At 49.0% G+C, this 25,900-nt stretch carries 22 protein-coding genes and 1 tRNA gene; 13 read left to right on the plus strand and 10 right to left on the minus strand.

Features of this window, described 5'->3' with window-relative positions; translation table 11 throughout:
- Nucleotides 1–55 precede the first annotated feature (55 nt).
- The gene (locus J2Y43_RS07930; protein ID WP_309992954.1) at nt 56–1,954 is read left to right on the plus strand and encodes a T9SS type A sorting domain-containing protein; all 1,899 of its coding nucleotides are present in this window, start codon (nt 56–58) and stop codon (nt 1,952–1,954) included.
- A gap of 134 nt (nt 1,955–2,088) precedes the next feature.
- On the opposite strand, the gene J2Y43_RS07935 is transcribed toward J2Y43_RS07930, so the two are convergent.
- Nucleotides 2,089–2,161 (minus strand) — tRNA-Phe (locus J2Y43_RS07935).
- Nucleotides 2,162–2,386: 225 nt separating this feature from the next.
- On the opposite strand from J2Y43_RS07935, the gene J2Y43_RS07940 reads away from it, so the two are divergent.
- The 4 genes from J2Y43_RS07940 (at nt 2,387) to J2Y43_RS07955 (ending at nt 5,676) form a co-directional block, all read left to right on the plus strand.
- Nucleotides 2,387–3,745 carry a (Fe-S)-binding protein gene (locus J2Y43_RS07940; protein WP_309992951.1) on the plus strand — a complete coding sequence of 453 codons (1,359 nt, stop codon included), beginning with the start codon at nt 2,387–2,389 and terminating at the stop codon, nt 3,743–3,745.
- A gap of 14 nt (nt 3,746–3,759) precedes the next feature.
- Nucleotides 3,760–4,557, plus strand: a complete 798-nt coding sequence (locus J2Y43_RS07945) for a (Fe-S)-binding protein (protein ID WP_309992948.1) — start codon at nt 3,760–3,762, stop codon at nt 4,555–4,557.
- An 89-nt stretch (nt 4,558–4,646) separates the two neighbouring features.
- Complete coding sequence (locus J2Y43_RS07950) at nt 4,647–5,147, plus strand: hypothetical protein (RefSeq protein ID WP_309992945.1); 501 nt, start codon at nt 4,647–4,649, stop codon at nt 5,145–5,147.
- Between the two features lie 46 nt (nt 5,148–5,193).
- Entirely contained in the window at nt 5,194–5,676 is a 483-nt protein-coding gene (locus J2Y43_RS07955; protein WP_309992942.1) for a gliding motility lipoprotein GldH, read from the plus strand.
- 9 nt (nt 5,677–5,685) lie between these two features.
- On the opposite strand, the gene J2Y43_RS07960 is transcribed toward J2Y43_RS07955, so the two are convergent.
- On the minus strand, nt 5,686–6,900 hold the full coding sequence (locus J2Y43_RS07960; protein WP_309992939.1) for an AI-2E family transporter: 1,215 nt from the start codon (nt 6,898–6,900) through the stop codon (nt 5,686–5,688).
- Here J2Y43_RS07960 and J2Y43_RS07965 point away from each other — a divergent pair.
- Both J2Y43_RS07965 and J2Y43_RS07970 read left to right on the plus strand, forming a co-directional pair.
- Nucleotides 6,899–7,708 (plus strand): hypothetical protein, encoded by an 810-nt coding sequence (locus J2Y43_RS07965; RefSeq protein ID WP_309992936.1) that lies wholly within the window; start codon nt 6,899–6,901, stop codon nt 7,706–7,708. The two genes, J2Y43_RS07960 and J2Y43_RS07965, sit on opposite strands and share 2 nt — an antisense overlap.
- 87 nt (nt 7,709–7,795) lie before the next feature.
- The gene (locus J2Y43_RS07970) at nt 7,796–8,506 is read left to right on the plus strand and encodes a response regulator (RefSeq protein ID WP_106594009.1); all 711 of its coding nucleotides are present in this window, start codon (nt 7,796–7,798) and stop codon (nt 8,504–8,506) included.
- A gap of 3 nt (nt 8,507–8,509) precedes the next feature.
- On the opposite strand, the gene J2Y43_RS07975 is transcribed toward J2Y43_RS07970, so the two are convergent.
- The gene (locus tag J2Y43_RS07975) at nt 8,510–11,005 is read right to left on the minus strand and encodes an AsmA-like C-terminal region-containing protein (protein ID WP_309992932.1); all 2,496 of its coding nucleotides are present in this window, start codon (nt 11,003–11,005) and stop codon (nt 8,510–8,512) included.
- Nucleotides 11,006–11,215: 210 nt separating this feature from the next.
- Between J2Y43_RS07975 and lysS the strand changes: the two genes are divergently transcribed.
- Nucleotides 11,216–12,931, plus strand: coding sequence for a lysine--tRNA ligase (lysS, locus tag J2Y43_RS07980; protein ID WP_309992930.1), 1,716 nt, complete (start codon nt 11,216–11,218; stop codon nt 12,929–12,931).
- 65 nt (nt 12,932–12,996) lie between these two features.
- Here the strand turns inward: lysS and J2Y43_RS07985 are convergent, their stop codons facing one another.
- On the minus strand, nt 12,997–13,191 hold the full coding sequence (locus J2Y43_RS07985) for a cold-shock protein (protein WP_015813455.1): 195 nt from the start codon (nt 13,189–13,191) through the stop codon (nt 12,997–12,999).
- 352 nt (nt 13,192–13,543) lie between these two features.
- Between J2Y43_RS07985 and J2Y43_RS07990 the strand changes: the two genes are divergently transcribed.
- Entirely contained in the window at nt 13,544–13,765 is a 222-nt protein-coding gene (locus tag J2Y43_RS07990) for a PspC domain-containing protein (protein ID WP_106594006.1), read from the plus strand.
- Here J2Y43_RS07990 and J2Y43_RS07995 read toward each other — a convergent pair.
- The 4 genes from J2Y43_RS07995 to J2Y43_RS08010 all read right to left on the minus strand — a co-directional run bounded on the left by J2Y43_RS07995 (nt 13,746) and on the right by J2Y43_RS08010 (nt 19,251).
- Nucleotides 13,746–14,774: a glycosyltransferase family 2 protein gene (locus J2Y43_RS07995; protein WP_309992925.1), complete on the minus strand. Its 1,029-nt coding sequence runs from the start codon at nt 14,772–14,774 to the stop codon at nt 13,746–13,748. The genes J2Y43_RS07990 and J2Y43_RS07995 overlap by 20 nt on opposite strands.
- A gap of 11 nt (nt 14,775–14,785) precedes the next feature.
- The gene (locus J2Y43_RS08000; protein ID WP_211302183.1) at nt 14,786–15,133 is read right to left on the minus strand and encodes a YbaB/EbfC family nucleoid-associated protein; all 348 of its coding nucleotides are present in this window, start codon (nt 15,131–15,133) and stop codon (nt 14,786–14,788) included.
- Nucleotides 15,134–15,188: 55 nt separating this feature from the next.
- Nucleotides 15,189–17,114 carry a gliding motility-associated C-terminal domain-containing protein gene (locus J2Y43_RS08005; protein WP_309992920.1) on the minus strand — a complete coding sequence of 642 codons (1,926 nt, stop codon included), beginning with the start codon at nt 17,112–17,114 and terminating at the stop codon, nt 15,189–15,191.
- 187 nt (nt 17,115–17,301) lie between these two features.
- On the minus strand, nt 17,302–19,251 hold the full coding sequence (locus tag J2Y43_RS08010) for a gliding motility-associated C-terminal domain-containing protein (RefSeq protein ID WP_309992917.1): 1,950 nt from the start codon (nt 19,249–19,251) through the stop codon (nt 17,302–17,304).
- Nucleotides 19,252–19,433: 182 nt separating this feature from the next.
- On the opposite strand from J2Y43_RS08010, the gene J2Y43_RS08015 reads away from it, so the two are divergent.
- Genes J2Y43_RS08015 through J2Y43_RS08025 form a run of 3 tightly spaced genes read left to right on the plus strand, consistent with a single transcriptional unit; the run spans nt 19,434 to nt 22,132 of the window.
- Nucleotides 19,434–20,687: a bifunctional 3,4-dihydroxy-2-butanone-4-phosphate synthase/GTP cyclohydrolase II gene (locus J2Y43_RS08015; RefSeq protein WP_309992915.1), complete on the plus strand. Its 1,254-nt coding sequence runs from the start codon at nt 19,434–19,436 to the stop codon at nt 20,685–20,687.
- Nucleotides 20,684–21,112, plus strand: a complete 429-nt coding sequence (locus tag J2Y43_RS08020) for a GNAT family N-acetyltransferase (protein WP_309992913.1) — start codon at nt 20,684–20,686, stop codon at nt 21,110–21,112. Before J2Y43_RS08015 ends, J2Y43_RS08020 begins: the two co-directional genes overlap by 4 nt.
- A gap of 42 nt (nt 21,113–21,154) precedes the next feature.
- A complete protein-coding gene (locus J2Y43_RS08025) occupies nt 21,155–22,132 on the plus strand; it encodes a bifunctional ADP-heptose synthase (RefSeq protein WP_309992911.1) in 978 nt (325 codons plus the stop codon).
- Between the two features lies 1 nt (nt 22,133).
- Here J2Y43_RS08025 and J2Y43_RS08030 read toward each other — a convergent pair whose 3' ends face one another.
- Together J2Y43_RS08030 and J2Y43_RS08035 are read right to left on the minus strand one after the other, a co-directional pair.
- Entirely contained in the window at nt 22,134–23,114 is a 981-nt protein-coding gene (locus J2Y43_RS08030) for a hypothetical protein (RefSeq protein ID WP_309992908.1), read from the minus strand.
- Nucleotides 23,115–23,170: 56 nt separating this feature from the next.
- A complete protein-coding gene (locus J2Y43_RS08035; RefSeq protein ID WP_309992907.1) occupies nt 23,171–24,700 on the minus strand; it encodes a hypothetical protein in 1,530 nt (509 codons plus the stop codon).
- Nucleotides 24,701–24,754: 54 nt separating this feature from the next.
- On the opposite strand from J2Y43_RS08035, the gene J2Y43_RS08040 reads away from it, so the two are divergent.
- Nucleotides 24,755–25,753 (plus strand): polysaccharide deacetylase family protein, encoded by a 999-nt coding sequence (locus tag J2Y43_RS08040; RefSeq protein ID WP_309992904.1) that lies wholly within the window; start codon nt 24,755–24,757, stop codon nt 25,751–25,753.
- Nucleotides 25,754–25,900 lie beyond the last annotated feature (147 nt).

The raw sequence follows: 25,900 nt of genomic DNA on the forward strand, positions 1-25,900 counted from the left end.
GACGACTTAGTACATGTTAGTTACATTTGAACTTTCGTACTCACCTAACTCTATTATGTTCATTTCTACGCGACTTCTCAGGCCGCACAAATCAGGTTTACCTTTTCTTTGTGCCTTTGCATTACTCTTGCTTTTTGTTTCATCCGGTTCGTTTATTCTTGCTCAGCCACCTTCCAAAGTTTGGGATAAAACCATTGGAGGGGATAGTTATGAAGACGGAGTAAAAGCGATCCCGACTAGCGACGGAGGATTTATTATTGGCGGTTACTCCTTTTCAAACGTGTCAGGAGAAAAATCCGAAAATGACAAGGGTCTCGGTGACTACTGGGTCGTAAAACTCGATGCATCCGGCAACAAACAATGGGACAAGACCATTGGCGGTAACAGTGCTGACTATTTGGCGGACATCAGACAAACCTCTGATGGCGGATACATTCTTGCCGGCTCCTCCCAATCTAACGCGAGTGGGGACAAAAAAGAAAATAATGTCGGCCAAGATGCATGGATCGTCAAATTATCTTCGAGTGGCAGTATTGAATGGGAAAGTACAATAGGCGGCGATAGCGGCGATGATGCGCAAAGCATCGTGCAAACCGCTGACGGTGGGTACATATTTGTTGGTTATTCCTACTCCGGTATTAGTGGCGATAAGTCAGAGGCTTCTAAAGGAGATTCTGACTATTGGGTTGTCAAGTTGAACAGCGACGGAACCAAAGCCTGGGACAAGACGTACGGCGGAAGCAGCTACGAAACTCCTTTTTCCATTTCGGTCACAGCAGATGGCGGCTACATTATAGGCGGCACCTCCGGTTCTGGCATAAGTGGCGACAAAAGCCAGGCCAACTTTGGCCAGACCGACCTTTGGGTCTTGAAACTTTCTTCGACAGGCCAGAAAGAATGGGACAAATCTTTTGGTGGTGACAATCAGGAAAATGTTGGAATAGTCACCCAAACACCAAATGGTGACTATCTGCTGGCTAGTTATACCAGTTCAGGCATCAGCGGAAATAAATCGGCCGATAACCAAGCTCCCTCCAGCACCGATTTCTGGGTGGTCAAAATGGATGGAGAAGGTAACAAGATTTGGGATAAGACCTATGGCGGAGGGCGGTATTCCAGACTTACCTCCATGGCCTTGACTTACGACGGTGGCTTCGCCCTGGGAGGTTGGTCGCTTCCCAATGTTCCAACCGGGCCTTTTGACTTCGACTATCGGCTCATTAGATTGTCATCGGACGGTATTTACCAGTGGGAAACGTCTTTTGCCGGCCCAGAGGAAGACCGGCTTTACAGCGTGCAACAAACGCCTGATCGCGGATATATTCTGGCTGGCTACTCCTATTCCGGCATAGGTCCTGATAAATCCGAGACTAATACCGGCGACAGGGATTTCTGGATTATCAGACTTGCCACAGACCCTCTGCCGGTAACGCTTGCTGCTTTTTCGGCTTCGAAAGAAAGCAGTACGGCATTGCTTCAATGGAAAACCACCTCGGAATCAGCGTCCAGCGAGTTTGAAATACAACATAGCCTGGATGGACGGCAGTGGCAGCGCATCGGTTCAGTCGCCGCTGCGGGTGAGAGCAACAACGACAAAACGTATCGGTTTGTACACACAGAGCCAGTAAACGGCCAAAACAACCTGTATCGCCTGAAAATGATCGATACCGACGGTACCTTCGCGTTCAGCAAGATCAACGCCCTTCTTTTCAATCAAAAGAATCTCGGCCGCATTTACCCCAATCCTGCCGCGAGCGGTCAGCTTACTGTTGATGTGAAAAACTGGGCGTCTGTCAAAAATGTACAGATCAGCACCCTCAATGCATTGACAGTCTACGATTCAGGTCAAAACCCGCAGCAGAGCATCGACATCAACAACCTTTCCACGGGCATATATATGTTGAAGGTTTTCAAGAAAGACGGCACCTCGGAACAGTTTCGGCTTGTACGCTAATCAAACTTGCCTTGAAACACCAAAAGCAGGCGGGTCGCCTGCTTTTGGTGTTTCAAGGCAATGTAAAATGCGGGATTGACGAAGTAAAACAAAAACGCCTTGACAGTTTGACTATCAAGGCGTAGTGCATTCTGTGGTGATGGACGGAATCGAACCGCCGACACATAGATTTTCAGTCTATTGCTCTACCGACTGAGCTACATCACCGTTTCAGTTGGTACCTTTTGGGACTGCAAAGGTAGATCGTTTTTTGAATAAACCAAACGAATTTCATAACGTTTGTAAATCTGTTATGTTTAAATGGCGCTATTAAATTGATTCTCTTCGACTTACAAATCAAAAAATTTTTTTCAGCCAAATCCATTTGCGCCGGAATACATTTTTATCCTACCTTGTTAGTATGCAAGCATACCAAACCAGCTCTCTTTCGCAATGGCGATCTTACAGCAAATCCTATTTATAGCCGCCCTGGGTGTGACGGCCTGGCTGATTTCCCGGCGGGTCGGCATTATCAGCAGGACCATCCGGCTCGGGAAGGATGAGAACCGTACCGACCAGCCCGGCAGGCGGTTGTCGATTATGATGCGGGTCGCTTTTGGACAGAAAAAGATGTTCGACCGTCCGCTGATCGGCTTCCTTCACTTCGCCGTTTACGCGGGTTTCATACTGATCAATATCGAAATACTCGAAATCGTGCTCGACGGCATTCTGGGCACGCACCGGATCTTTGCCGGCCCGCTGGGCGCGTTTTACGGCGTTTTGATCGGATTCTTTGAGCTGTTGGCATTGGGCGTGCTTATCTCCTGCTCTATTTTCCTGATCCGTCGAAGCATTCTAAAGGTGGAGCGGTTTCAGCCCGCGCGGCACCGCGAGATGGCCGGTTGGCCGCAGCTCGACGGCAAGCTGATCCTGGTTTTTGAGATCGTACTCATGATTGCCATCCTCAGCATGAATGCTGCCGACAGCGCATTGCAGGACCTTCGGAGCGCACATTACCCCGCTGTGGGCGATTTCCTGATCAGCCAGTGGTTGAAACCACTGTTTGCAGGCTGGAACGAAGGCGCATTGATCGCCTACGAGCGCATTGCGTGGTGGATACACATTCTTGGGATATTCGTTTTCGCGGTTTATCTCACCTATTCGAAGCATTTGCACATTGCATTGGCATTCCCGAATACCTATTTCTCCCGATTGGAACCCAAGGGTGAAATGAAGAATATGCCCGAGATCACGCAGGAAGTGAAGATCATGCTGGGGCTCGAAGCACAACCAGGAGATGCTGCGGTTCCGGAGCGTTTTGGGGCGAAGGATGTGCCCGATCTAACCTGGAAAAACCTGATGGACGCCTATTCTTGTACGGAATGCGGGCGCTGCACGGCAGCTTGTCCGGCTAATATCACGGGTAAAAAACTTTCCCCAAGGAAGATTATGATGGACACACGCGACCGGCTGGAAGAGGTAGGCCGCAATATGCTCGCTAATAAAGGCGAATTTGTGCCAGATAACAAAAGCCTGCTTGGTGACTATATCCTGGAAGACGAAATCCTCGCATGTACGACGTGCAATGCGTGCGTGCAGGAATGCCCGGTGCTGATCAACCCGCTCGACATTATCCTGCAATTGCGCAGGCATAAGGTGATGGACGAGGCGCACGCGCCAGGTTCGTGGAATATGATGTTCCAAAACCTGGATACCAACCAGGCACCATGGAAGTTTTCTCCGGGCGACCGATTCAACTGGGCTTCCGCAGTGACGGATAGCAGCCCGGATGGCAATTCAACAGCATCATAAAAGCAGCAATAAATATGAGTGAGATCGCATACTGGGTGCCTACGATGGCCGAAATGGCGGCAAACAACGAGACTCCCGAAGTTTTGTTCTGGGTAGGCTGTGCCGGCTCGTTCGACGACCGCTACAAGAAGGTGACGGTCGCTTTTGTGAAAATTCTCAACAGTGCGGGAGTGAAATTCGCGGTACTCGGGACGGAGGAGAGCTGTACCGGAGACCCGGCCCGACGGGCAGGAAACGAATTTACATTTCAGATGCTGGCGATGTCGAATATCCAGGTTTTGGATATGTATAATGTAAAAAAAATCGTCACGGCATGCCCGCATTGCTTTAATACGCTTAAAAATGAATATCCGGCATTGGGCGGGAATTACGAGGTGCTGCACCATTCGGAATATCTTCAGCAACTGATCGATGCTGGTCGCGTGCGCTTGCAGGGGGGCGAGGTATTCAAGGGAAAGAAGATTACTTTCCACGATTCGTGTTACCTTGGCCGTGCAAATGATGTGTACGAAGCGCCCCGGCATGTGCTGGAAGCGCTGGATGCGGATCTGGTCGAAATGAAACGTTGCCGCACCAAAGGCTTATGCTGCGGCGCGGGGGGAGGGCAGATGTTTAAAGAACCCGAACCCGGCAAAAAAGACGTGAATATCGAACGGATCGAGGAAGCTTTGCGTACGGGCGCCGATACGATTGCCGTAGCCTGCCCGTTTTGTATGGTAATGATGACCGACGGTGTTAAAAACAAAGAAAAAGAACAGTCGGTGAAAGTATACGACCTTGCCGAGCTCATTGCCCAGGCAAAAGGTTTGTAACCAGCAATTTTGAGAACTATGCCGCTAGCACGGTTGTTTTAATTACCCATACAGTAAACCGTTTGACCGGCATTTAACCCTTTTTTACTATGTACATCCCTTTTAGTGATATCGATTTTCAAGCCCGGGTCTGGGTGTATCAGGCCAACAGGGAACTCACCTCGGAAGAAACAGGAATTATCACCGAAACGCTGAAAGCCTCACTGGACACCTGGGAAGCACACGGCAAACCCCTCACCGCCTCCGGAAAAATATTTGAACACCGCTTCATTGTAATCGCCGTGGACGAACGCGACGAATTGCCAAGTGGCTGCTCCATCGACAAGTCGGTGCATTGGTTGCAGGAAATCGGGCAGCGGATGAACATCGATTTCTTCGACCGCTCGCTAGCTTACCTCGACGACAACGGCCACGTGCAAACTATTCCGGTACCGAAAATCAAGCAGGCGATCATTCAGGAAACGATCCAGCCTACGACCACGATTTTCGATAACCAGGTGGCTACGAAGGCCCAATGGATGAACGGATGGAAAACTCCCGCGTCCCATTCCTGGCTAAGCCGTTATTTTACAGAACAAACCAGTTTATAGAATCGATAAACTGATACTTTTGCAGTTCAACATATCAGAGTCTTTCATGAAGTTCTTCCGGCTGGCTGTCGTCGTTTTTTTGGTGTCCCTTTTATCAGGCTGTGATAAAAATGTCGTCTACAAAGCCCACGAGGATATTGATGACGGACTCTGGTATATTAAGAATAAACCTTCTTTCAAGGTAGAGATCACCGATACCACGCAGGCCTACAACCTGTACTACGTGCTGCGGAATGCGCTGCAATACCCCTATTACAACCTCTATATCACCCGCAATTTCGCCGGACCCGACGGGAAGGTTATTTCCAACACACTGGAAGAAGTTTTTATTTCCAACGAAATCAGCGGCAAGCCATACGGACACGGCTTGGGCGACTTGTTCGACCATAAAATCCCATTCTTGAAAAACTATCGTTTCCCGCGTTCAGGAACTTACACATTTACGATTTCACAGTCCATGCGCCAGAACCCGTTGCCGTTTATCATCAGCGTGGGTATCAGTGTGGAGAAAGTAGCTGTGGAAAAATAGCCTGGCAACTCAGGCAGCAGGTGCGGGCGGAGCGCCCCCTTCCGGCTTTTTCCTTGGCCTGTTGCGATGCCGGCGATAGGGCTTTTTCTTGAATTCTTGTGCGACAGCCTGCTCCCTGGCTAAATCGGCCTTTTCTTCCGCTACTTCGTGTACGGGCTCGCCGAGCAGGAAGCCGTAAGGTTCGAGGCTTGGAATGGTGTCCATAATCACTTTCAGGATTGCGGTAACCGGCAATGCGAGGATCAACCCGGAAAGCCCCCAGAGCTGGCCACCGAGAAATAACGCGACAATCGCCGCCAGCGGATTGACACTCACCTTTGAACCCACAATGTGCGGTGTGATAAAGTTACCTTCCAGAAACTGTACAAAGCTCATAACCCCTATTACGCCCAGTGCATACCAGGGCGAATCCATGGTGACGATGCTCAGCAACGCCGGCAATATCGAACCGATCAGGATGCCGATGTAAGGTATGAGGATCAGGAAACCGGCCAGGAATCCGAAGAATATCGCGTGCGGAACGCCCAAAAAGAGCAACCCCACGCTGTTGAGCACGCCCACGATCAGGATCACCAGGAACAAACCGGAGAGATAGCTCTGGATCACTTCATAAATTTTCTTCAACAATGCATTCAACTCCTCGTTCGGCACGCTGCGAATGGCTTTGTGAACAAACATCCTGAAAAAATCGCGGTAGAGGAGGAAGAAGAATATGTACAACGGGATCAGCACAAATGTAGAAATAGCGCCGGTTGTGGTTACAAGCGTATTAAGCAACACCGCACGCCCCTCGCTCAATGCGTTGATCAGGTACTTTTTGGCTTCGCTTACTTGCTGGGTACGGCTGATATTCAGGTATCGTTCACCCATTGTAAGCGTCTCGTCGAGGATTGCCTCCGCTTTTTCGGTAATGCGGGGAAGCTCTTCCGCAAAACTGCCTATTTGCATCGAAACGACGTAAACGAGGATCACAATCACCGTAAACAAGGCAAGAATACTCAGCAGAATAGCCCCTATCCGTGGTACTCTCCGTACTTCGAGCCATGCGCAAACCGGGTGCAGGAGGATTGCCAGCAGAATCGAAAATGCCAGCGGGATGATCGTTTCGCGAAGTACGTAAAGGATATATACCGTCGCAATGAGCGCCACGAGCGAGCTGGCGATCTTTAAGTACACGGGGGTTTCGCTATCTTTGTTTGGAAGAGGACGCAACGTTGAATTCATGAACAAGTTGATATATCTGTGGTTAGCGGTCAAAACCGTGTTCTGTACCTGTCAACCCGATCACAGAACCAATGATTTTAAGAAAGTTAAAGCGCATTACAAAAATAGCAAAATAGGAAAGCTTCCCGCGGTGGCCTCGGAAAGTTCAGGACTAGCCAATGGAAAGCAGCCCGGCACTTTCTGGACGCATAACGACAGCGGTGGCAAACCGGAGCTTTATCTGTTCGACCTCGACGGCAAGCTACTCGATACAAAAGCCGTTCCCAACGCCAAAAACATCGATTGGGAAGACCTGACGCATGATGATGGCGGCAATCTCTACATCGGCGATTTCGGAAACAATGCCTCGCAGCGCAACGCTTTCGACATCTACCGCTTCAACCCCGAAAATAACAGCAGCGAGCGCATTACATTTCGTTACCAATCGGCAGCACCCGATTGTGAGTCCTTTTTTTATCATCAGGGAAGTTTATATCTTTTTTCGAAAAACTGGGGCAAAGACAAATGGGTGAAAATGTACCGCCTCCCCGCGCAGGTCGGCGAGCATACCATCGCGCCCAGCGACAGCATCCGCATTAATGCCCAGGTTACGTCCGCGGCCATCAGTCCGGACGGTAAAACATTCGCGCTGCTGACTTATGGGAAGGTGCTGCTGTTCGATACGGCCGGCGACAACATCGATTTCAGTAAACCCAAGGGCTGTTTCCGCTTTTCAAGGAAGCAAACCGAGGCCATCGAATTTTTGAACAATACCGATATGCTGATCACCAACGAGCAGGGCGGAGTCTATCGAACTACTTTTCGCTGATGTTATGTTTATGTTAATATTAGATTTCCTCATGTAATGTGAACATCACATCTGCTAATTTCGAATCGTGTTTTAATCATCAAAACAATGAGCACTGCTAAATCTGCAAACTCGGCTCCGAAAGTACTGGTAGTTGACGACGATTCCGACATAGTTGAACTTCTAGAATATAACTTAACCAAGGAAGGCTATTCGGTATTAACTGCTTCCAATGGGAAGAAGGCCATCGACATCGCCAAGGCATTCGTGCCGGACCTCATCCTCCTCGATATCATGATGCCCCAACTCGACGGCATCGAAACCGGCAGGATCCTGCGGCAAAACCCCGATATCAAGAACACCTACATCCTGTTTCTGACTGCGCGTTCCGAGGAATATTCGGAGGTGGCGGCGTTCGAAGTGGGTGCCGACGATTACATTACGAAGCCCATCAAGCCACGCGCATTGATGAGCCGTATCAATGCATTGTTCCGCCGCGAAGCTCAAAAAGCAGAGTCGGGCGACACCATTGAAATCCTCGATTTGTCGATCAACCGGAAGAATTATACGGTAACCCAGGGCGGTGAGAAATCGACTGTTCTGCCTAAAAAGGAGTTTGAATTGCTATTCTTCCTCGCGCAAACACCCAACAAGGTTTTCAGCCGCGATGAGCTTCTGCAAAAAATCTGGGGTGCGGATATTTATGTACTCGAACGGACCGTCGACGTGCATATTCGCAAGCTGCGCGAGAAGCTCGGCGACAATTATATCAAAACTTTGAAGGGGGTAGGCTACATGTTCAGCAACGAGCGGGAGTAACCGTCACCGCTCGATATCTTCCAGTTTTTTGGCCTCGGACTCCTCGTCTTTCGATTTATCCTTCTTTTTTCTGCGGAAGGCGAGTTTGATATTTACTTCTCCGTTTTCATCCACAGCCCTGAGGAATATTTTGGAGCCCTCTCTTTTTTCGGGGTTGTTGGGATCTAAAACGTAAGTCGAATCACGCTTTTTGAGGTTACTAAGCGGGATCTGAATGTTGATATCTGTTTTATTGCCGAAACTGTAAATGCCGTCGATGTAGAGCGTCAGCACATTGGATTCGATTTCCATCGGCGCTATTTCCACTTCCTGCCCGCTCAACCGGAAATCGTTACGGATCGGGGCAAATTTGACGCGCTCGAAGTTCCGTCGTTTGAAGATCAACTTTTTCATCTTCATAAACGGCTCGAAGTTGATAATGTAAGCATTCGTCAGATCGATCCTCAACAGGCCCTTCATACTCGACGGTACCAGCTTCACATTGTTGTTCAACGTGGATTCAAAGTTGAAATCGGTATTGAGTATCCCTTTCAGATTCTGATGGGTAAGTGTTTTCTGCCCAAAATTGTCGAAAGAGTAAAAAACGGAATGCACATCCGCGTTCGCAATTTTCCCGCGGACGGCCATATGCGGCAGCTTTCCATCGTTCTCCATTTCTCCTGAAATCCGTACATGGCCTGCGCCGAATGCTTTCAGCTGGAAATACTCGATGCTAACCGCATTGTTGCTGATCGTAAGCTGTCCTTTCACGTCCCGGCCGGTGAAATGCCGGTACCTGACTTTTTTTGCGTCGAGTTTCGCGGTAATCTCCATTTTGTCGATCGCATTATCGAGCAGCTCCGAAAGTTTTAGCGAGTTTTTGGCTTTTTGCCTGGTGGTACCCCTGGCAGCGAGGAGTGTTTCGAGCCAGTTGAGCTGCCATTCGGGGATATTAATGTCTACATTGGCCCGCAGCGGTTTGGGCGAACCGAAGAGATAAGGGATGAGATCAAGCAGCGTTCCCCGCACGTATAGCATATTCTGGCCGTCGTGAAAACGAAGATTCGGCATCACCATCACTTTCTCATTAAATGTAAGATCGCCATTGATTTTGCTGACCCTTACCTTCTGCGGCAGATAGTCCATCGCGATGTTTTTGAGCGAAACTCTACCAGACACTTTGCCGTCAAAATTGTCCTTAGCAGGATTATAAAACTTCCTCAGATTCCCGCTGAAATGAAAGTCGATCCTTGCCGAGCCGTTTTTGAAACGGTAACGTCCGGGATCGAGTAATGCGCCCATATTGGTGGAATCGGCTTCGATGCGGCCGTCGATATTTGCCCGCGGATTCCGGAAGTTATTCACCACCAGCTTGAACGCAAATGGGATAGTCTCAAAAAAGCCGGTTATCTTGGGTGCAATCAGTCTCGAATTGAACACGTCGGCCAGTTTGGCTGTATCCGCGCGGTTTGTGAATGTGCCGGAAGCTTTCATTTTGCGCAAAACGCCTACCGGAAGGTTATATCGAAAAGTATCCGTTTCAAAATGCACATCCACCTGCGGTTTGAGGCCTGGCCGGCCCAAAATTCCCGCTATCTTGACATCCGTATCCACATTCGTCTGAATACCGATCGAGTCGATCTGCTTTTGCAGCCGCTGATTCAACAATGGCAATGCGTTTTTCACGGCTATTCCCTTTGCGTTGAAATTGAGGTGGAATACTTTGATCGTGTCCGAAAAATCGAAGAAGCCGTGGATCCCGATCTTATCGTGTGTTGCGCTTTCGAGTGTTGAAGGATAAATTTTTAATTTCTTCTCATCCTCATTATAACCCAAAGCCAAAGCCAGCGTCGTTTCCTGGTTCATCAGAAAACCACCCTTTTCCACTCTGAATGTCAGCCCCTTGAAAAGCACCGCACCGGTGAAACTGGCATTCGTGCTCGAATCGGTCCGCTCGATGATGTTGGTCGCGTCGTGAAAAAGCGCTCCGTAGTATTTCTCCTTTACCGAGTCGGAATAAGACACTGCGAAGTTGAGGAAACGAATATTTCCCAGTTTTTGGAGAATCTCGTTAGCGTCCTTTTTTCCTGTCTTATTTTTCTTCTGCTCTTCGGATTTGAAAATAGATGCATTGGAATACCCGTTTCGCTGAACGAACATGCTGATGGCGCCGTCTTCCAATACGAGGTTTTTTAGCTGTATTTCTCCTGACAAAATGCGCCGGAGATCGAGTGCTATGTGCATTTTCCCAGCCTCAAGAAACGGTTTATGATGAACGTTGTAGAGCGTATCGGTCAGCTTGATATCGTATAATGTGAAGTTCAGCCCCAGGCCGCCGTAGAATGGCCGGAATTTAAAATCGGCTATTTCGAGGTTCCCGTTGAGGTTTTCATTGATCAGCTCTTTGGCTCTCAGGAAAAGTTCGTCCCTGTTTTTGTAAACCCAAAGCTCGATCGCCCCGAAGAGCAGGGCACAAACCAGAGCGACGATACCAATGACTTTTAAGACCTTTTGAGACATCTAACGAAGAGGTTTAGCGCTGTTGATGAAAGGGAACAGTTCGCTCCGATCTACAATATAAGCAAGACATTAATAGCGTGCCAGAAATAATGTCCCACCGGCCATTACAGCATCTTACCGGCCGCTTTACTCGCTATTCAGGACAAAATGTAGTAGTTTTGCGCACTCTTTTGGAATACCTACTTCCATTTACCAATCCATTGCTGTAAGATGCTACTGAGCGAACAGGAAATACTGCGCCGTCAAAAACGCGAGGAACTCATGCGAATGGGCATTGAGCCTTATCCTGCGGAAGAATTTGTCGTAAACGCCTACGCGGCCGACATTCTTAAAAACTACGAAAACAACAAGATCGACTATAAAAACGTAACGATGGCCGGCCGGTTGATGGGCTTCCGCATTATGGGAAGCGCCGCATTTGCCGAGTTCCAGGATGCCACAGGACGTATCCAGCTGTATTTCCGCCGCGACGATCTTTGCCCGGGCGAAGACAAGACTTTGTACAACACCGTTTTCAAGAAGCTGCTCGATATCGGCGATATCATTGCCGTGCAGGGTTTTGTTTTCACTACTCAAACCGGTGAAATCTCCGTGCATGTGCAGGAGTTTAAGATCCTGAACAAATCGCTGCGCCCGCTGCCGGTGGTGAAACGCGACGAGGACGGCAATGTGCACGACGGTTTTACCGATCCCGAACTACGTTACCGTCAGCGTTACGTGGATCTGATCGTGAACCCGGAAGTACGCGATATATTCATCAAACGCGCACGGATCATTACCACCATGCGTTCGTATTTCGATGCGAATAATTGGCTGGAAGTGGAAACTCCGGTGTTGCAATCCATCCACGGGGGCGCGGCGGCACGCCCGTTTACGACGCACCACAACGCGCTCGACTTAGGCTTGTACCTGCGTATCGCCACCGAGCTGCATTTGAAACGCCTCATCGTGGGTGGTTTCGAAGGGGTTTATGAATTCGGAAAGCTGTTCCGTAACGAAGGAATGGACCGTACCCACAACCCGGAGTTCACGACTGTGGAGCTTTATGTCGCTTACAAGGATTACCTCTGGATGATGAATATGACTGAGGAAGTGCTCGAAAAAGTAGCATTGGCGGTGAACGGCACTACCAAAGCGAAATTCGGGGATGTGGAGCTGGATTTTGCAGGCCCTTATCCGAGATTGAGCATTACCGACGCGATCAAGCAATATACCGGTCTCGACGTGGAAGCGCTCGATGAAGTCGCGATCCGCGAACAATGCCGGGCGTGGGGAATGGAAGTGAACGAAAGCATGGGCAAAGGCAAGCTGATCGACGAAATTTTCGGGGAGAAAGTGGAATCGAACATTATCCAGCCTACTTTCATCATCGATCACCCGGTTGAAATGTCGCCGCTGACTAAGAAACACCGCACCAAAAAAGGGATGGTGGAGCGTTTCGAACTGTTTGTGAATGGCCGCGAAGTCGCAAATGCCTACTCAGAGTTGAACGACCCGATCGAACAAAAAGAACGTTTCGAAGATCAGCTTCGCCTGAAAGAAAAGGGCGACGACGAGGCGATGGAAATGGACGACGACTTTATCCGCTCACTGGAATACGGTATGCCGCCAACCGCGGGTATCGGTATCGGTATCGACCGCCTTACCATGCTGCTGACGGACAATGCCAGCATCCAGGAAGTGATTTTCTTCCCGCAAATGCGTCCTGAAAAGAAAGCAGAGATCGCGAAAGAAGCTGATTACGTGACCGCGGGCGTGCCGGCGGTATGGGTACCGGCCTTGCAAAAGATGAACATCCTGACGATCGAGCAACTGAAAAGTGCAAATCCGAACAAGATCTTCAACGATTTGGGCGGAATGCGGAAGAAGCTCAAAATAGATGAAAAGATGCCGCTGCTGGACGACGTGAAGTCCTGGGTAGAATAGCTTGTAAATTAAAAATGCCGCTTACTAGCGGCATTTTTAATTTCTCTTGCAAAAAAAAAATACAATTATATCTTTTTTACTTGCACAGCGTTAAGTCCTTTTTTTCCTTCAACGACTTCGTATTCTACTTGGTCATTTTCACGGATAGTAAGTCCTCCCAATCCTGTCACATGGACAAAAATGTCCTTTTTTGTGTCGTCTTCCACGATGAAGCCGTATCCCTTAGCTTCATTGAAAAATTTTACAGTACCTGTTGGCATAATAGTTGAAATAAAAAAATTGAAATAAGGTGAAAATACAGAAGATATGTAGGCGTTTCAGTTAAAAGTCGAAATGGCTATACCAAATAATTGAGGGAGGCTCAACGCATTAGCAAAAGAAATTTTGGAAATTCTCCCGAAGACATCTTGATTATAATGAACAACTTACAAATTCTTCAATCACAAAGAAACAAAAATTGTTTGTAAAACAATTTATTTGATTAAAGAATTTGAAAATTTAACGAGCAAGCGGTATTTTGCCTTTTTGGCTCATTTAAAGCAAATTTCACACGGCAGAATTGCATATCCGGGCGAAAATCGCTAATTATGAGGCAATTATCAAAAAGCAGGTATGAACAAGTTTAGGTATTTCGTTGAAAACCAAATATTTGGAGTTTGTGCGGAACTAGGGGAAAAGCTCAATTTCCCGGCGAGCAGCATCCGGAAATACTTCATCTACGCCACCTTCATGACCTTCGGTTCACCCATTATCCTGTACCTGGTATTGGCGTTTTGGATGGATCTGCACCAGCATTGGCGCCGGCACAATAGCCCTACAATCTGGGAGCTTTAATGGGTTCGATGCCCGTGAGCTTGCCGAATTTGTGTTTCCCCAGCACAAAATACTCCCACACAACACTTCTGTAATAAAGCGGCGCCCTGTAACGGGTTCGCGGTGTTTTCCGTGTCAGTTCGGGGATCATCGCGTAGAAGGCAAAATGCGCCCTTACAATGGCTAAAACGTCGGGCCAGGCCCCGGTAGCCATAAACCGTACGCTGGAAATACCGTCGAGCACCAGCCTGATGAACACCGTTTTCCACCTGCGACCTTTCGGCAGGTTTTTGAAAAGCATGATCAGGTTATTGCGGTAATTCAGAAATGTCTTCCTGGGGTTGGATTTGTGCAAAGTCCCGCCGCCGACATGGTAAACCGTCGATTTACCGCAATAAGTAATGCGGAACCGCATATTGAGCAGCCGCCAGCAAAGGTCTATTTCCTCCATATGGGCGAAAAACGACTCATCGAAGCCGGATGCGGCGTGGAATGCAGACGAACGTACAAAAAGGCAGGCACCCGTGGCCCAGAATACATCCTTCTCGTCGTCGTATTGCCCCAGGTCTTCTTCCCGTGTATCGAAAATGCGGCCACGGCAGAAAGGATAGCCAAGGTAATCCATATAACCGCCCGCCGCGCCGGCGTACTCGAAATGCGTAGGCAGGTCGTATGCGCGTATTTTGGGTTGGCAGGCGGCGATAAGCGGGTCCGACTCCATGAATTCGATCACCGGGGCGATCCAGTTTTCGGTAACCTCGATATCGGAGTTAAGCAGAATGTAATAGTCGGCCTGAATACGGCGCAGCGCATCATTATAACCTCCCGCATAACCTTTGTTTTCGCTGATCGTGAGCGTGTTCAGCTCCGGGTAATGCATTTTCAGCCATTCGAGGGAATGGTCTGTTGAAGCGTTATCGGCAATCCATACCGCGTGGTTTCCGGAATGCTCGATGACTTTTGGAAGGAATTTTTCGAGATAATGCTGACCGTTATAATTCAGGATTACAATCGCAACAGAGGGAGTCATTCGGTATTCGGTTATTTCATAAAGCTACCCAAATCCAACCCTGGAATATTGGGAAGCACTCCATCCGTTACCTTTTGCAGATGTTGTTGAATTTTGGATTCGATATTCTCATTGGCTTTGTTAACTGCCGCTACAATGAGGTCTTGCAGCATTTCCTTATCGTCGGCGTTAATGATATCCTTGTCGATATCCAGGCTAAGCAGCTTTCTTTTCCCATCGACGGTCGCTTTCACCATTCCCCCACCCGATTCGGCGGTTTCGGTGATGTAAACCAATTGCTCCTGTGCTTCTTTCATACGCGACTGAAGGTCCTTCATTTTGCCCATGAGGCCCATCATGTCCGCCATATTTCCAAACATAGCTGTACTTATTAAGTTTAAAACTTGAAAAAACTTATTTTACGGAAATAGTTCCTCACCGTAAAAGCATAAAAGTACCGCTTTTTTCAACAGTTTGATTGATGTCGTCGACGAAAGTCATCTTGTAGTAGTAATAGCCCACCGGCGCATTGGTTCCTTCGAAAGTTCCGTCCCACCCTTTGGCAATGTCGTCGGAATGAAAGACAACCACGCCCCAGCGGTTCATGACCGACATATTGAATGACTGCAACTGCTCCGATTTCGCTTCCAGAATATCATTATAACCGTCGCCATTCGGGGTAAATGCGTCTGGAACAAATACGCCCGCGCTGCGGCGATAGTTGACAATATTCGATAAACTCTCAAAACTACCGTCCTGAGAAACGGCCCGTACCAGGAAATTATATTCCAGAGCACTCTGGTTGTTCAGCTTCACGGTGTAGCTCGTATTTTTTTGCACCGGTATGTCCTCCGAAGCCCCTCCCGAACCCGTCTGAACGACTGTGTAATCCTCAAAACCGCCAAGGATCGGGTTATCACCGGTCCAGTTAAGGGTGGTCAGCTTTTTGGTCAAAAGAATCGTACAAATCGGCTCCGACGCGGGTACCTTTTGGTCGCAGGAGTTTTCGTAGCTCATTCGGTAGCAGTACGATAGTTCGTCCGTCTTGGCGGCGTTGTCAATATAATCGTTCTGATTATAAAGCGTGATGATCTTCTTGAATAATGTACTGCCAGCCTCTGCACGTTCGATCGTCAGTTCAAATGATGTGTTGGGGCCCGCACCGGGAACACTGGCTTTGATAGCAACACTGCTTTTGTCTAATACTGAAACTGATCCGCCGCTGAGCGGCTTGGCGCTACCCGTTTCTACTTTCAGAGGGACAGGTGCCGACATGGATGTCGCAGTTTTCAATTTCGCCACAATCTGGTACTCGGCAAATGAACCGCATTCTACATCACTATCGGCGTAAGTTGTTTCCGTTATTCCAGAGAAGCTTTTAATAACAACCCCGTCTCGAAGCAAATCATAGCCATCAAATGCGGAAGCATCCGGATACTGGTTCCATTTAAGCGTGTTAGTTCCGTCCGTTGAAGTTCCGGTCATGGTCATCGTGCTGATTGGCTGTGTTTCAGTGCTGCCAGCGCATAAGTCTTCGGACGACAGCCTCACTTTATAGCTCTGCGCCGGATTCGTTCCCTTGATATCGTAAGGCTGGGTGCCTCCTGAGGAGCGTTTTCCGGAAGTAACGTAGGTGCTCCCATCGGTACTGTATTGGATGTTGGTCGGTATTCCGGCAACGCCTTTGTAAGTTAATCTGATCGTGCCGTCGATACGCATTTCTACAGCGCTCACCTGGATCTCATTGAGCTGAGCGCGTTCAAATTTGATGGTAGTAGGAGCTGTAAGGCCTTTCGCGCAGGGTTTACCTCCATCGTACAAACCGGTTATCGACAGCGTTGGGCTACTGGTTACACTTGCGTAATTGTGCTCGAATGTCAGGGCGTCTCCTTTTTTCCAATAAACAGGAGGTTCGCCGTCACCCCAGTTGATCTCAACCTGGTCGTAGGCTTTCAAAACATCATCGTCCGTCAAGGTCATGACAATTTTGCCGCCCCCGCAGGATGCATACTGCATATTGACACGTCTGCTTTCGTAAATAGTGATCTTCTCGCAATGCGAAAATTCAGCACCAGTGTTGGTCACTCCATATTGCAGCAGGGTTCCTTTTGCCGCAGACTGGTAGGTAATGCTGGTACGGTTTGTCGAAAGGTTTGGCTCGCCTCCGGTATAATTTAGATCATAGCCGACAAAGGTCGCATTGGGAACAGTACTCTTAAACTCAACATATAATGGGGCGCAACCCGCCGTCGTATTGATGGTAAAGCCGCCACCGCCAATGCTGCATCTTCCCTGCCCATAACCAGTGAAAGCGGATAGAAAAAGAAAAAAGAAGGAGAAGGATAGTAGTGTTATTCTCATAAGTGTGGCATATTTAACCCTGACCTTTTTTCAAAGACGATAGATAGAACAATAAGTTTCCGGGAATCATAACGAATTCAAAAACGCAATAGCAAAAATAAGCTATTTAGGGGTGGCAGTAACGCGTACCTATTAAACGGGCACATTAAAAAAGTATTATCCCGGGAATGATAGTCTTGAAAAAATCCTATCTTATTAGGAGAAAGCTCCCATTTTTGACTACCGTCTGGCCCGTAGCGTTGGTCGCTTCGATTTTGTAGAGGTAATAACCGCCTGGCGCTTTTCCGGTTTTGATGTTACCATCCCAGCCTTCGGCAGCATCTTCGGAATGGTAAACCACCTCACCCCAGCGATTGAAAACAGACATTTTGAAGTCTTTAACGAAATACACCTTCACCTCGAAACGCTCGTTGTAGGCGTCCCCATTCGGTGTAAATGCATCCGGGACGAGAAAAATAGCCTCACTTCTGAAATTAAGCACATTGGATAAGCTCGTAAAATTACCATCGGATGATTTTGCTTCGATCCGGTAGCCGAAATCAGACTGGGATGCTAGATCGAGGGTATGATTGGTAGAAAGACCTTTGGGCGTTTCATTGACCACATTGCCCCCTTCATCAACCTGTTGCAGGGTATAAGTTTCAACGGTACTGATGAACGGCGCCTCGGGATTCCAGACAATATCGGGCGTATTTGTTGCCAGCAAAATGGAGCAAACCGGCGTGCTGAACGACGGCGATTTCATTTTACAGGCATTTTCATATTGGAAACGATAACAATAGGAGTTCTGCGAGGTGTTAACGTTCGTATCGTCCCATTGCAAACTCTGGTTGTTCGCCGGGGAAACAACCTCGAAATTCGTACTCCCCAGTAATGCCCGCTCAACAACCAGGTTGTACTCACTGGTGAGCCCTTCGCCCGAAAGCTCGACTTTGGTACCGATCGTATTGTTGTCATTAACCGTGACGAGAGCGTTGGTGATATCGCCCGGTGCCGAAGACTTAGGTGCCAGGCTGATAGGCGCTGAATAAGAGCGGACGTCGTTGTTGATGATGGTGACTATCTCATACCGATAAGTATTCCCGCATTTGACGTCCGTATCTTCATACGACCGCTTGCCGGGAGGAATAGTGAAAATCACCGCGCCGTTCCGTTTAAGCTGAAATTCTACCTCTCCGTCAGTGTTAGACTCTGTCTCCCATTCGAGAGAAATGATTTCATCGAGCGAAAGGCTTCCCTCTTTGATTACAACACTGCTTACGATCGGGCTCGTGATGACATTACCGCATATGTCCGTCGACCGGAGTTGAAAGCGGTAGACAGCCTTGGGGTCCAGCGATGGCACCGATACCGACTGCACTCCACCCGTTTGCCTGCTTTGGTTGGTAAAAGCGAACTCTCCATTTCCCTTGGCGACATACACCTTGGTTTCGATTCCGTCCATTCCGTCATAAATGACTTTCGCATTCCCATCTTCGGGCATTTCGACGGTTCTGATCCGGATGCTGCCAAGGGACTGCGCCCCCGCGGCCGTTAAAGTAGTGGTGCTCGCTTCCGTATTACACGCGCTGTTGGTATAAGACCCTTTCAGTGTAATGGCCGGGAAATTGCCGGGTTTGTAAGTATGTTCGAAAAATGCAGCCGTATTGGTTTTCAGATTGACATCCGTTGTCTTGCCATCGCCCCAGTTGATCGTCACCACATCATATGCTTTCGTTACCGGGTCGTCACCAAGCGTGACCATAGCCTTGCCGTTGGGGCAGGTGATCAGTTCTCCTTTCGGCCCACGGGTTTCTTTTACGGTCACATCTCTACACAAACTGAACCCTCCGACGTCTTTGATACTGCCGTATTGGAGAATCGTATAGGTGCCCGGTTCATTGTAGGTATGGGTTAAATCGTAGGAGCGGTCAGCCTCTTGGGGAGGGCTCGTGCTATTCCGGTCGAAATTGTAGGAATAGGTCACGCTTTCGGCATTGGTCATTTGGTTGGTAATCGTCACCTGCATCGGCGCGCAACCGGTCTCGGGCGTTACCGTAAACGCCCCGGTAGTACTGCAAAAGCTCTGACCTGAAACTTCCTGATGAACAAGCGAAAAAATGCCTAAAAGAAATATGATCAGTAGCCTGTGTTTCATAGTGAGTAAAGTAGGTTCCGCGAGGTGTGCTGGCGTTGGCATGTTCCGGTGAAACGGATCATGCAAATCCTTTGTTCAATTTGTAACGGACGTTCAAAAATAGAACTTTCGACATTATCAACGTACCTTTGCAGAGTAAAAACGAGTTTTAGTTTAAAACTATTTTTTCATTAACCCGATTAATGAGTAACAATACGAACCCGATTGCGCTGGACTCTATCGAAGACGCCATCGAAGCAATCAAAAGAGGGGAGCTTATCATCGTTGTCGATGACGAGGACCGTGAAAATGAAGGTGATTTTATCTGCGCTGCCGAACTGGTAACGCCGGAAATAGTCAATTTTATGGCGAGGGAAGGCCGCGGGCTCATCTGCGTGCCCATTACCGAAGAGCGCTGCGCCGAACTTGAACTGGAAATGATGGTGGGCAACAACACCGCCCTGCATGAAACGGCATTCACTGTTTCCGTCGACTTACTCGGGCACGGCTGCACTACCGGTATTTCGGCCAGCGACCGTTCCAAGACCATCCAGGCGCTCGTCAGCAAGGATACCAAGCCTGCTGATCTCGGCCGCCCCGGACATATTTTCCCATTAAAAGCGAAAAGAGGCGGTGTGCTTCGCCGCACCGGCCATACCGAAGCGGCAATCGATTTCCCACGTCTGGCGGGATTATCACCGGCAGGTGTTTTGGTGGAGATTTTGAATGAAGATGGCTCGATGGCTCGCCTGCCTCAGCTGCGCGAAATTGCGAACCGCTTCAATCTGAAACTCGTCAGCATCAAAGATCTGATCGAGTACCGCCTTCGCGAGGAATCGCTGATCAAACGTGAGATTGGAGTGGATATGCCTACCAAATGGGGCCATTTCGATCTGATCGCTTACCGCCAGATCAATACCGGTGATTTGCACCTCGCATTGGTGAAAGGAACCTGGGAAAAAGACGAACCCGTGCTCGTACGCGTGCACTCGTCGTGCGTGACGGGAGACATTTTCGGCTCCTGCCGCTGCGACTGCGGGCCTCAGCTTCATGCTGCCATGGAAATGGTGGATCAGGCTGGTAAAGGTGTGATTGTTTATATGAACCAGGAAGGCCGCGGAATCGGACTTTTGAACAAATTAAGAGCCTATAAATTGCAGGAAATGGGCCGCGACACCGTCGAAGCGAATCTTGAACTGGGCTTCCCGATGGACGACCGCGATTATGGCGTAGGCGCGCAGATTTTGCGTGACCTGGAACTGACCAAAATCAAGCTCATCACCAACAACCCCAAGAAACGCGCTGGACTAATCGGCTATGGCCTTGAAATCGTGGATTCGGTCGGAATCGAAATTCCGGCTAATCCTTATAACGAGAAGTACCTGCTCACCAAGCGTGACAAAATGGGCCACAATCTGAACAATCTGACCATCGTAGGACATAACAAGGGACTATGACGATCGAAACCGTCCAGAACGACGCCGATATCCTCAAATGCCGCGGCGCCATCCAGGCGCTGCGGCCATTGCTGACCGACGACATTTATACCGACGCCGTAAAGCAAACCCTCGCCGACAACCGGCAAATCATTTTCATCGAAGATGGCAGCCCCGATGCCGCCGCAGTGGCCGTTTTTGAAACCGGTTACAATCTTTTTCGTGGAAAATACATCTACATCGACGATCTTTCGACTTTGCCGACGCAGCGCGGCAAGGGTTATGCAGGTATACTGCTCGACTGGATCGCCGAATATGCCCGGAAGGAAGGGTTCAACGAGGTTCATCTCGATTCCGGCGTAAATGCAGCCCGGACGGACGCGCACCGGCTTTATCTCAATAAAAGATTTCAGGTAACCAGCCTGCATTTTGTTGCCAAGGTCTGATTTTTTAATGCAGATCTGCCGGCAATTTTAGCACATAACTACATGACAATCGATCAGGTTTTTGAAGCATTTGATACCCTACGTGTACTGGTAATCGGCGATGTAATGCTCGATTCCTATGTTTGGGGGAAAGTTGAAAGAATATCTCCGGAAGCACCCGTACCGGTGGTCAATGTTCAAAAAAGGGAGTACCGGCTTGGCGGCGCAGGTAATGTGCTGCTGAATGTACAATCACTCGGTGCAGAGGCCATTATATGCTCGGTAATCGGTACCGACGGCCCCGGCGACCTGCTCGAAAACAGCCTGAAAGAAAAAGGATTGAACTGCGAAGGCCTGATCCGCAGCGACGACCGCATTACGACTATTAAAGAGCGGATTATCGCCGGTTCCCAGCAGGTGGTGCGGATCGATACCGAGACCGACAAACCGGTTTCAAAATCAGAAACTGAAAAACTAATCGCGAAGGCCAAGGAACTTATCCCTTCTTGCCAGGTGATTATTTTTGAAGATTACGACAAAGGCGTACTTACGCCCGAATCCATCGCCGAAATCACCGCATTCGCCAACGCGACCGGCGTACCGACCGTGGTTGACCCCAAAAAGCGCAACTTCCTGGCCTATAACCACGTCACACTTTTCAAACCAAACCTGAAAGAGCTTCGCGAAGGGTTGAAAGTGGATTTCAATGTGGATAACCTTGAAGAATTGAAAGCGACTGTCCAGCATTTGAAAGATACGCTTCAAGTCAATGGCGCATTGATCACGTTATCGGAAAGAGGGGTTTTCATTGATTTCAACGATGAAATCCATAAACTGCCTGCGCACATCCGCCAAATCGCCGACGTTTCCGGTGCGGGCGATACGGTAATCAGCATTGCGGCCTGCTGCGTAGCATTGGGCCTTCCACCAAAAAGCGTAGCCGCCATTTCTAACCTCGGCGGCGGACTCGTATGTGAAATGGTAGGTGTGGTACCTATTGACAAAGCATTGTTGAAATCGGAAGCTCAAAAACTGGTGTAGTCTACCAGTTGATTCCGCCTTCTCCCAGGCCCATTCTCCGCGTAAATCTGGACGACAAGCGCGACCGGCTCGTGATGTAGCGTACGCTTGCGCCTATGTACGGCGTGGTAGCTGGCGTGTAGGAGGTGAGGTTTTCGCGGGCACTGTTGAATGTGCGCAGCTGCCTGAATGTGGTCACACCGGCCTCTACCGACACATTCAGCACCGAAAACAAATGCGTATTCGCCGCTACGCCCGTTTTGATCTGACGATAATTTTCACGCCGTAATGCTTTCTCCTCGGGAGTCTGCACCTGGAACCCGCCGCTGTATCCATTCAGCCCGGCCAGGAAATCGACATTGAACCATTTGGTAGCTTTGTAATTCGCATTCACCATAAACGGCAGCAATGCAGATACACGCCAGTGCTTGCCTAATCCCTTATTTACACCCAATACCGGAATGAACCGCAGCTTCTGGTTGTAAGCCAGCACCGATCCGTACATGAATTGCGTGCGGAGCCCAAGGATGTGCATCCTCGCAGCACCACCCCAAAAGAATGGTTGGGGGCTAAAAAACGTCTCATTGCTCTCCGTCATGCCCAATCCGCCGCCATACACCCACAGCCGGTCCTTAATGCTCGCCTGCAAGCGGATCACACCGAGCGATAACGTTTTATAACCGTTGGCTGGATTGTTCTTACCATCGAAAGTAGGCTGGATCTGGGTATACTGCGCAATGGCAACCGTGTGCACGGCCCGGAGATCGAATTTTTTGCGCAAGCTGTAACCCAGCTGTACCTCACTCTGCAAGGGAATAATCCCGAAAAAGCCCGTCTTCGAAACGCCGTAATCCCGCGTCCCATCCAGGCTTGAAGGCACCGCATAATCCGCTTTGAGCGTCAGGTTCGGATAAAAAAGGCGACTTAGGGAAAAATGCTGAGCTTGTGCGGGAATGATCAGGCACAGTAGCAAACAGGTTAACAGGTTGCGCGAGTTAGCCATGCAGGAATGTCAGGGGATGCGTTAAAATGTTGGCAAATAACGCGAAAAAGTGGGGGCTATTGTGCAGTTACCCTTAGCCGCAGCTCCTCGTAGCTTATTGTAAGCGGTGCGTCGCGTAAGAATGCATTCGGGCATACTATCTTTTCAACGGCTAAGCCCTCGCGGGTAATTACTTCATACAATCGCTTTTCCCAGAGTGTAGCACTCCGCTCTTTTTCTTCGTTCCCAAGGTAGCCATTTACATAAATCACCTTTTGATTGCTTAGGTAATAACATGCCTGCCACTGTTCATAATTAGGATTCGGGTTTGAATTAAGCATAAGGATACGGTAGCCATCCTTCACGAAGCCGGATTCGAAGGGATGTAGCGTACCATCCGAAAGCCGGGTACGCCAGGTTGAGTCCTCCTTAGAATTGTACCTGCGCAGTTGGTCTTCCGACATAACTCCCAATCCTTTCGGAAAGTGTAACTCTGTGCCAACGTCAAACAGATCTGAAAGAGCCTGAACCCAGGAAATTGTCTCTGCTCCGAAGATATTCCGAATGTTTTTTCCCGGAAATTTGTCAGCAAGAGCCCTTCTCATTTTACCGATAATCGCTTCATTGTAAACGAACCCGGTAAAGAGATCAACAACCTGGTCGCCTTCCACGACAAGGGTGCGCACATTCCCGAGTTTCGCCCCGGTTAATTCCATAACAAAAAGGCTGTTGCCAATATCGGTAAATCTGAATCTGGCTTTCTCCTCTGGCGTGGGCTCACGAACAAAAGTAGAATCAGGAAATGGCTCATTAATGTGGCTCCAAGCCAGATTATACTTGACCTTGACACCGAAACTCGTGCTGGTAAGTTCCAAACCGGACGGCAAGAGCAGCCCGGATATCTTATTGTAGTTTGTGAAAACACTGTTTTCCTTATAGTGCACCGGCCCCTTCCCCATCAACGGGTCTGTATCAACCTGCGGAATGACAATTTGAGACACAAGCCGGCTTTCCTTCCCGATCATCACCTCCACCCACTTTCCCCCAATCTTCACCTGTATAATGTACTGATCTTCATTTCCCGCATTCGTCAGCCCCGTAAAATGAAGTTCGACGGTATCGGCCGCCATGTATTGAAGCAATAATGCAGGATTGTTCAACAAAAAGGCATCCATTTTACCATCGCTAACTTCCATCACAGTTCGGCTCGTATCCTTTGCACCTGTTAAACCTATTCTTAAGTAGACAGCCTTTTGCAAATTGAAATCAGCAATTGAAACATCTACCAACCTCTCATACATAGCGATCAACTCCTTATCGAAGTCTTCGCTGGCGCGTTTTATTTCATTGGCCATTTGCTCTTTCGCCGAATCAGGAGCAATACTCATCAGCGACTCCATCAAGTCGCGCATCGGACCGCTTTGTGTTTGCTTTAAGGCGACGGTACCCGGCCGGTCGAACGTGGTAACGAGTTTAAAACTTTTCATTCGTTTACCACCGGTTGTTTTCAAAAGAGACTTCTTCACGATCTCCCTCGGCGACACATGCTGCGCAAACAACTGGCCCGTGTAAAAAAGCAGTAAAACCGCTAGTACAAAGTTCTTCATGAAGGGTATAGCTTGTAAATGATGCAATGGCAAACATAACCAAATAATGATATCATGAAGAAAGTGTTACTGCTATTAATCACGTTGTTGTCGGGCAACGCTTTTGCTCAAACGACAGAACCCACCTACGCTGAAAAACTCGGCTATCCCAAAGGCAAAAAAATCCTCATTATCCACGTCGACGACGTGGGAATGTCCTACGAATCCAATCAGGGCGCTATCAAAGCCATTCGTGAGGGAGTTGCCAACTCATTAAGTGTAATGATGCCCTGCGGCTGGGTACCCGGTTTTGTACATTATTGGAAAGAGAATAAAGATATCGACGCCGGCCTGCATTTGACCATGACGTCGGAATGGAAAGATTATCGCTGGGGACCGCTGGCTGGCAAGAACCAGGTTAAAGGACTTACCGACCCGGAAGGTGCATTGTGGCGCGGCGTTGCAGACGTTGTCAAAAACGCCTCTCCCGATGAAGTGGAAACTGAAATCCGCGCCCAGCTCGAACGCGCCCGCACCATGGGCTTTGAACCTACGCACCTGGACTCGCACATGGGCACGCTCTTCGCGACGCCCGAGTTTTTGGAAAGATATTTAAAAGTAGGAATGCAGGAAAAGATTCCCGTGATGTTCCCCGGCGGACATAACACGGCTATCCGGGGCGAGGAGAAAATGATTGCAGAGCGCTTCGAAATGACGCAAAAAGTGGGCAAACAGCTTTGGGCAGCAGGACTACCCGTGCTCGACGACCTCGAAAACAGCAGCTACGGCTGGAAAGGCCCCGAAAACGGAGACAAATCCGAAAAGGGGTTACAGAAATACAAGACCGCCAAATACATCGAAGCAATCGGCAAACTGAAACCCGGCCTGACGATGGTGATTATGCATTGTACCATCCACACCGAAGTTTTCCCACACATTTCCGATTCGTGGCCGACGCGCGAAGGCGATTTCCTGGCTATGATCGATCCGGAATTGCGGAAGTATATTGAGAAGGAAGGGATTGTGCTGACAACGTGGCGGGAGGCGATGCAGCGGCGGCAGAAGGTGAAGTAGAACTTCGGCTTCGGCAGTCGGCGGGCACCCCGTTGTAATCGGCCAACAGTGCCCTTTCATAGCATGCATCAAAATCGGTCTCGGCGAAGGCTTTCAAAGCATGTCCCAAATCCATAGCTCGCCTATTTTTAAAGTTCGGATTAGAAC

The sequence above is a fragment of the Dyadobacter sp. BE31 genome, assembly GCF_031457695.1.
Classification (GTDB): domain Bacteria; phylum Bacteroidota; class Bacteroidia; order Cytophagales; family Spirosomataceae; genus Dyadobacter.

Coding starts and splice junctions, on each gene's coding strand:
- J2Y43_RS07930 (WP_309992954.1), top strand. CDS start 56: ATGTTCATTTCTACGCGACTTCTCAGGCCGCACAAATCAGGTTTACCT.
- J2Y43_RS07940 (WP_309992951.1), top strand. CDS start 2,387: ATGGCGATCTTACAGCAAATCCTATTTATAGCCGCCCTGGGTGTGACG.
- J2Y43_RS07945 (WP_309992948.1), top strand. CDS start 3,760: ATGAGTGAGATCGCATACTGGGTGCCTACGATGGCCGAAATGGCGGCA.
- J2Y43_RS07950 (WP_309992945.1), top strand. CDS start 4,647: ATGTACATCCCTTTTAGTGATATCGATTTTCAAGCCCGGGTCTGGGTG.
- J2Y43_RS07955 (WP_309992942.1), top strand. CDS start 5,194: ATGAAGTTCTTCCGGCTGGCTGTCGTCGTTTTTTTGGTGTCCCTTTTA.
- J2Y43_RS07965 (WP_309992936.1), top strand. CDS start 6,899: ATGAACAAGTTGATATATCTGTGGTTAGCGGTCAAAACCGTGTTCTGT.
- J2Y43_RS07960 (WP_309992939.1), bottom strand. CDS start 6,900: ATGAATTCAACGTTGCGTCCTCTTCCAAACAAAGATAGCGAAACCCCC.
- J2Y43_RS07970 (WP_106594009.1), top strand. CDS start 7,796: ATGAGCACTGCTAAATCTGCAAACTCGGCTCCGAAAGTACTGGTAGTT.
- J2Y43_RS07975 (WP_309992932.1), bottom strand. CDS start 11,005: ATGTCTCAAAAGGTCTTAAAAGTCATTGGTATCGTCGCTCTGGTTTGT.
- lysS (WP_309992930.1), top strand. CDS start 11,216: ATGCTACTGAGCGAACAGGAAATACTGCGCCGTCAAAAACGCGAGGAA.
- J2Y43_RS07985 (WP_015813455.1), bottom strand. CDS start 13,191: ATGCCAACAGGTACTGTAAAATTTTTCAATGAAGCTAAGGGATACGGC.
- J2Y43_RS07990 (WP_106594006.1), top strand. CDS start 13,544: ATGAACAAGTTTAGGTATTTCGTTGAAAACCAAATATTTGGAGTTTGT.
- J2Y43_RS07995 (WP_309992925.1), bottom strand. CDS start 14,774: ATGACTCCCTCTGTTGCGATTGTAATCCTGAATTATAACGGTCAGCAT.
- J2Y43_RS08000 (WP_211302183.1), bottom strand. CDS start 15,133: ATGTTTGGAAATATGGCGGACATGATGGGCCTCATGGGCAAAATGAAG.
- J2Y43_RS08005 (WP_309992920.1), bottom strand. CDS start 17,114: ATGAGAATAACACTACTATCCTTCTCCTTCTTTTTTCTTTTTCTATCC.
- J2Y43_RS08010 (WP_309992917.1), bottom strand. CDS start 19,251: ATGAAACACAGGCTACTGATCATATTTCTTTTAGGCATTTTTTCGCTT.
- J2Y43_RS08015 (WP_309992915.1), top strand. CDS start 19,434: ATGAGTAACAATACGAACCCGATTGCGCTGGACTCTATCGAAGACGCC.
- J2Y43_RS08020 (WP_309992913.1), top strand. CDS start 20,684: ATGACGATCGAAACCGTCCAGAACGACGCCGATATCCTCAAATGCCGC.
- J2Y43_RS08025 (WP_309992911.1), top strand. CDS start 21,155: ATGACAATCGATCAGGTTTTTGAAGCATTTGATACCCTACGTGTACTG.
- J2Y43_RS08030 (WP_309992908.1), bottom strand. CDS start 23,114: ATGGCTAACTCGCGCAACCTGTTAACCTGTTTGCTACTGTGCCTGATC.
- J2Y43_RS08035 (WP_309992907.1), bottom strand. CDS start 24,700: ATGAAGAACTTTGTACTAGCGGTTTTACTGCTTTTTTACACGGGCCAG.
- J2Y43_RS08040 (WP_309992904.1), top strand. CDS start 24,755: ATGAAGAAAGTGTTACTGCTATTAATCACGTTGTTGTCGGGCAACGCT.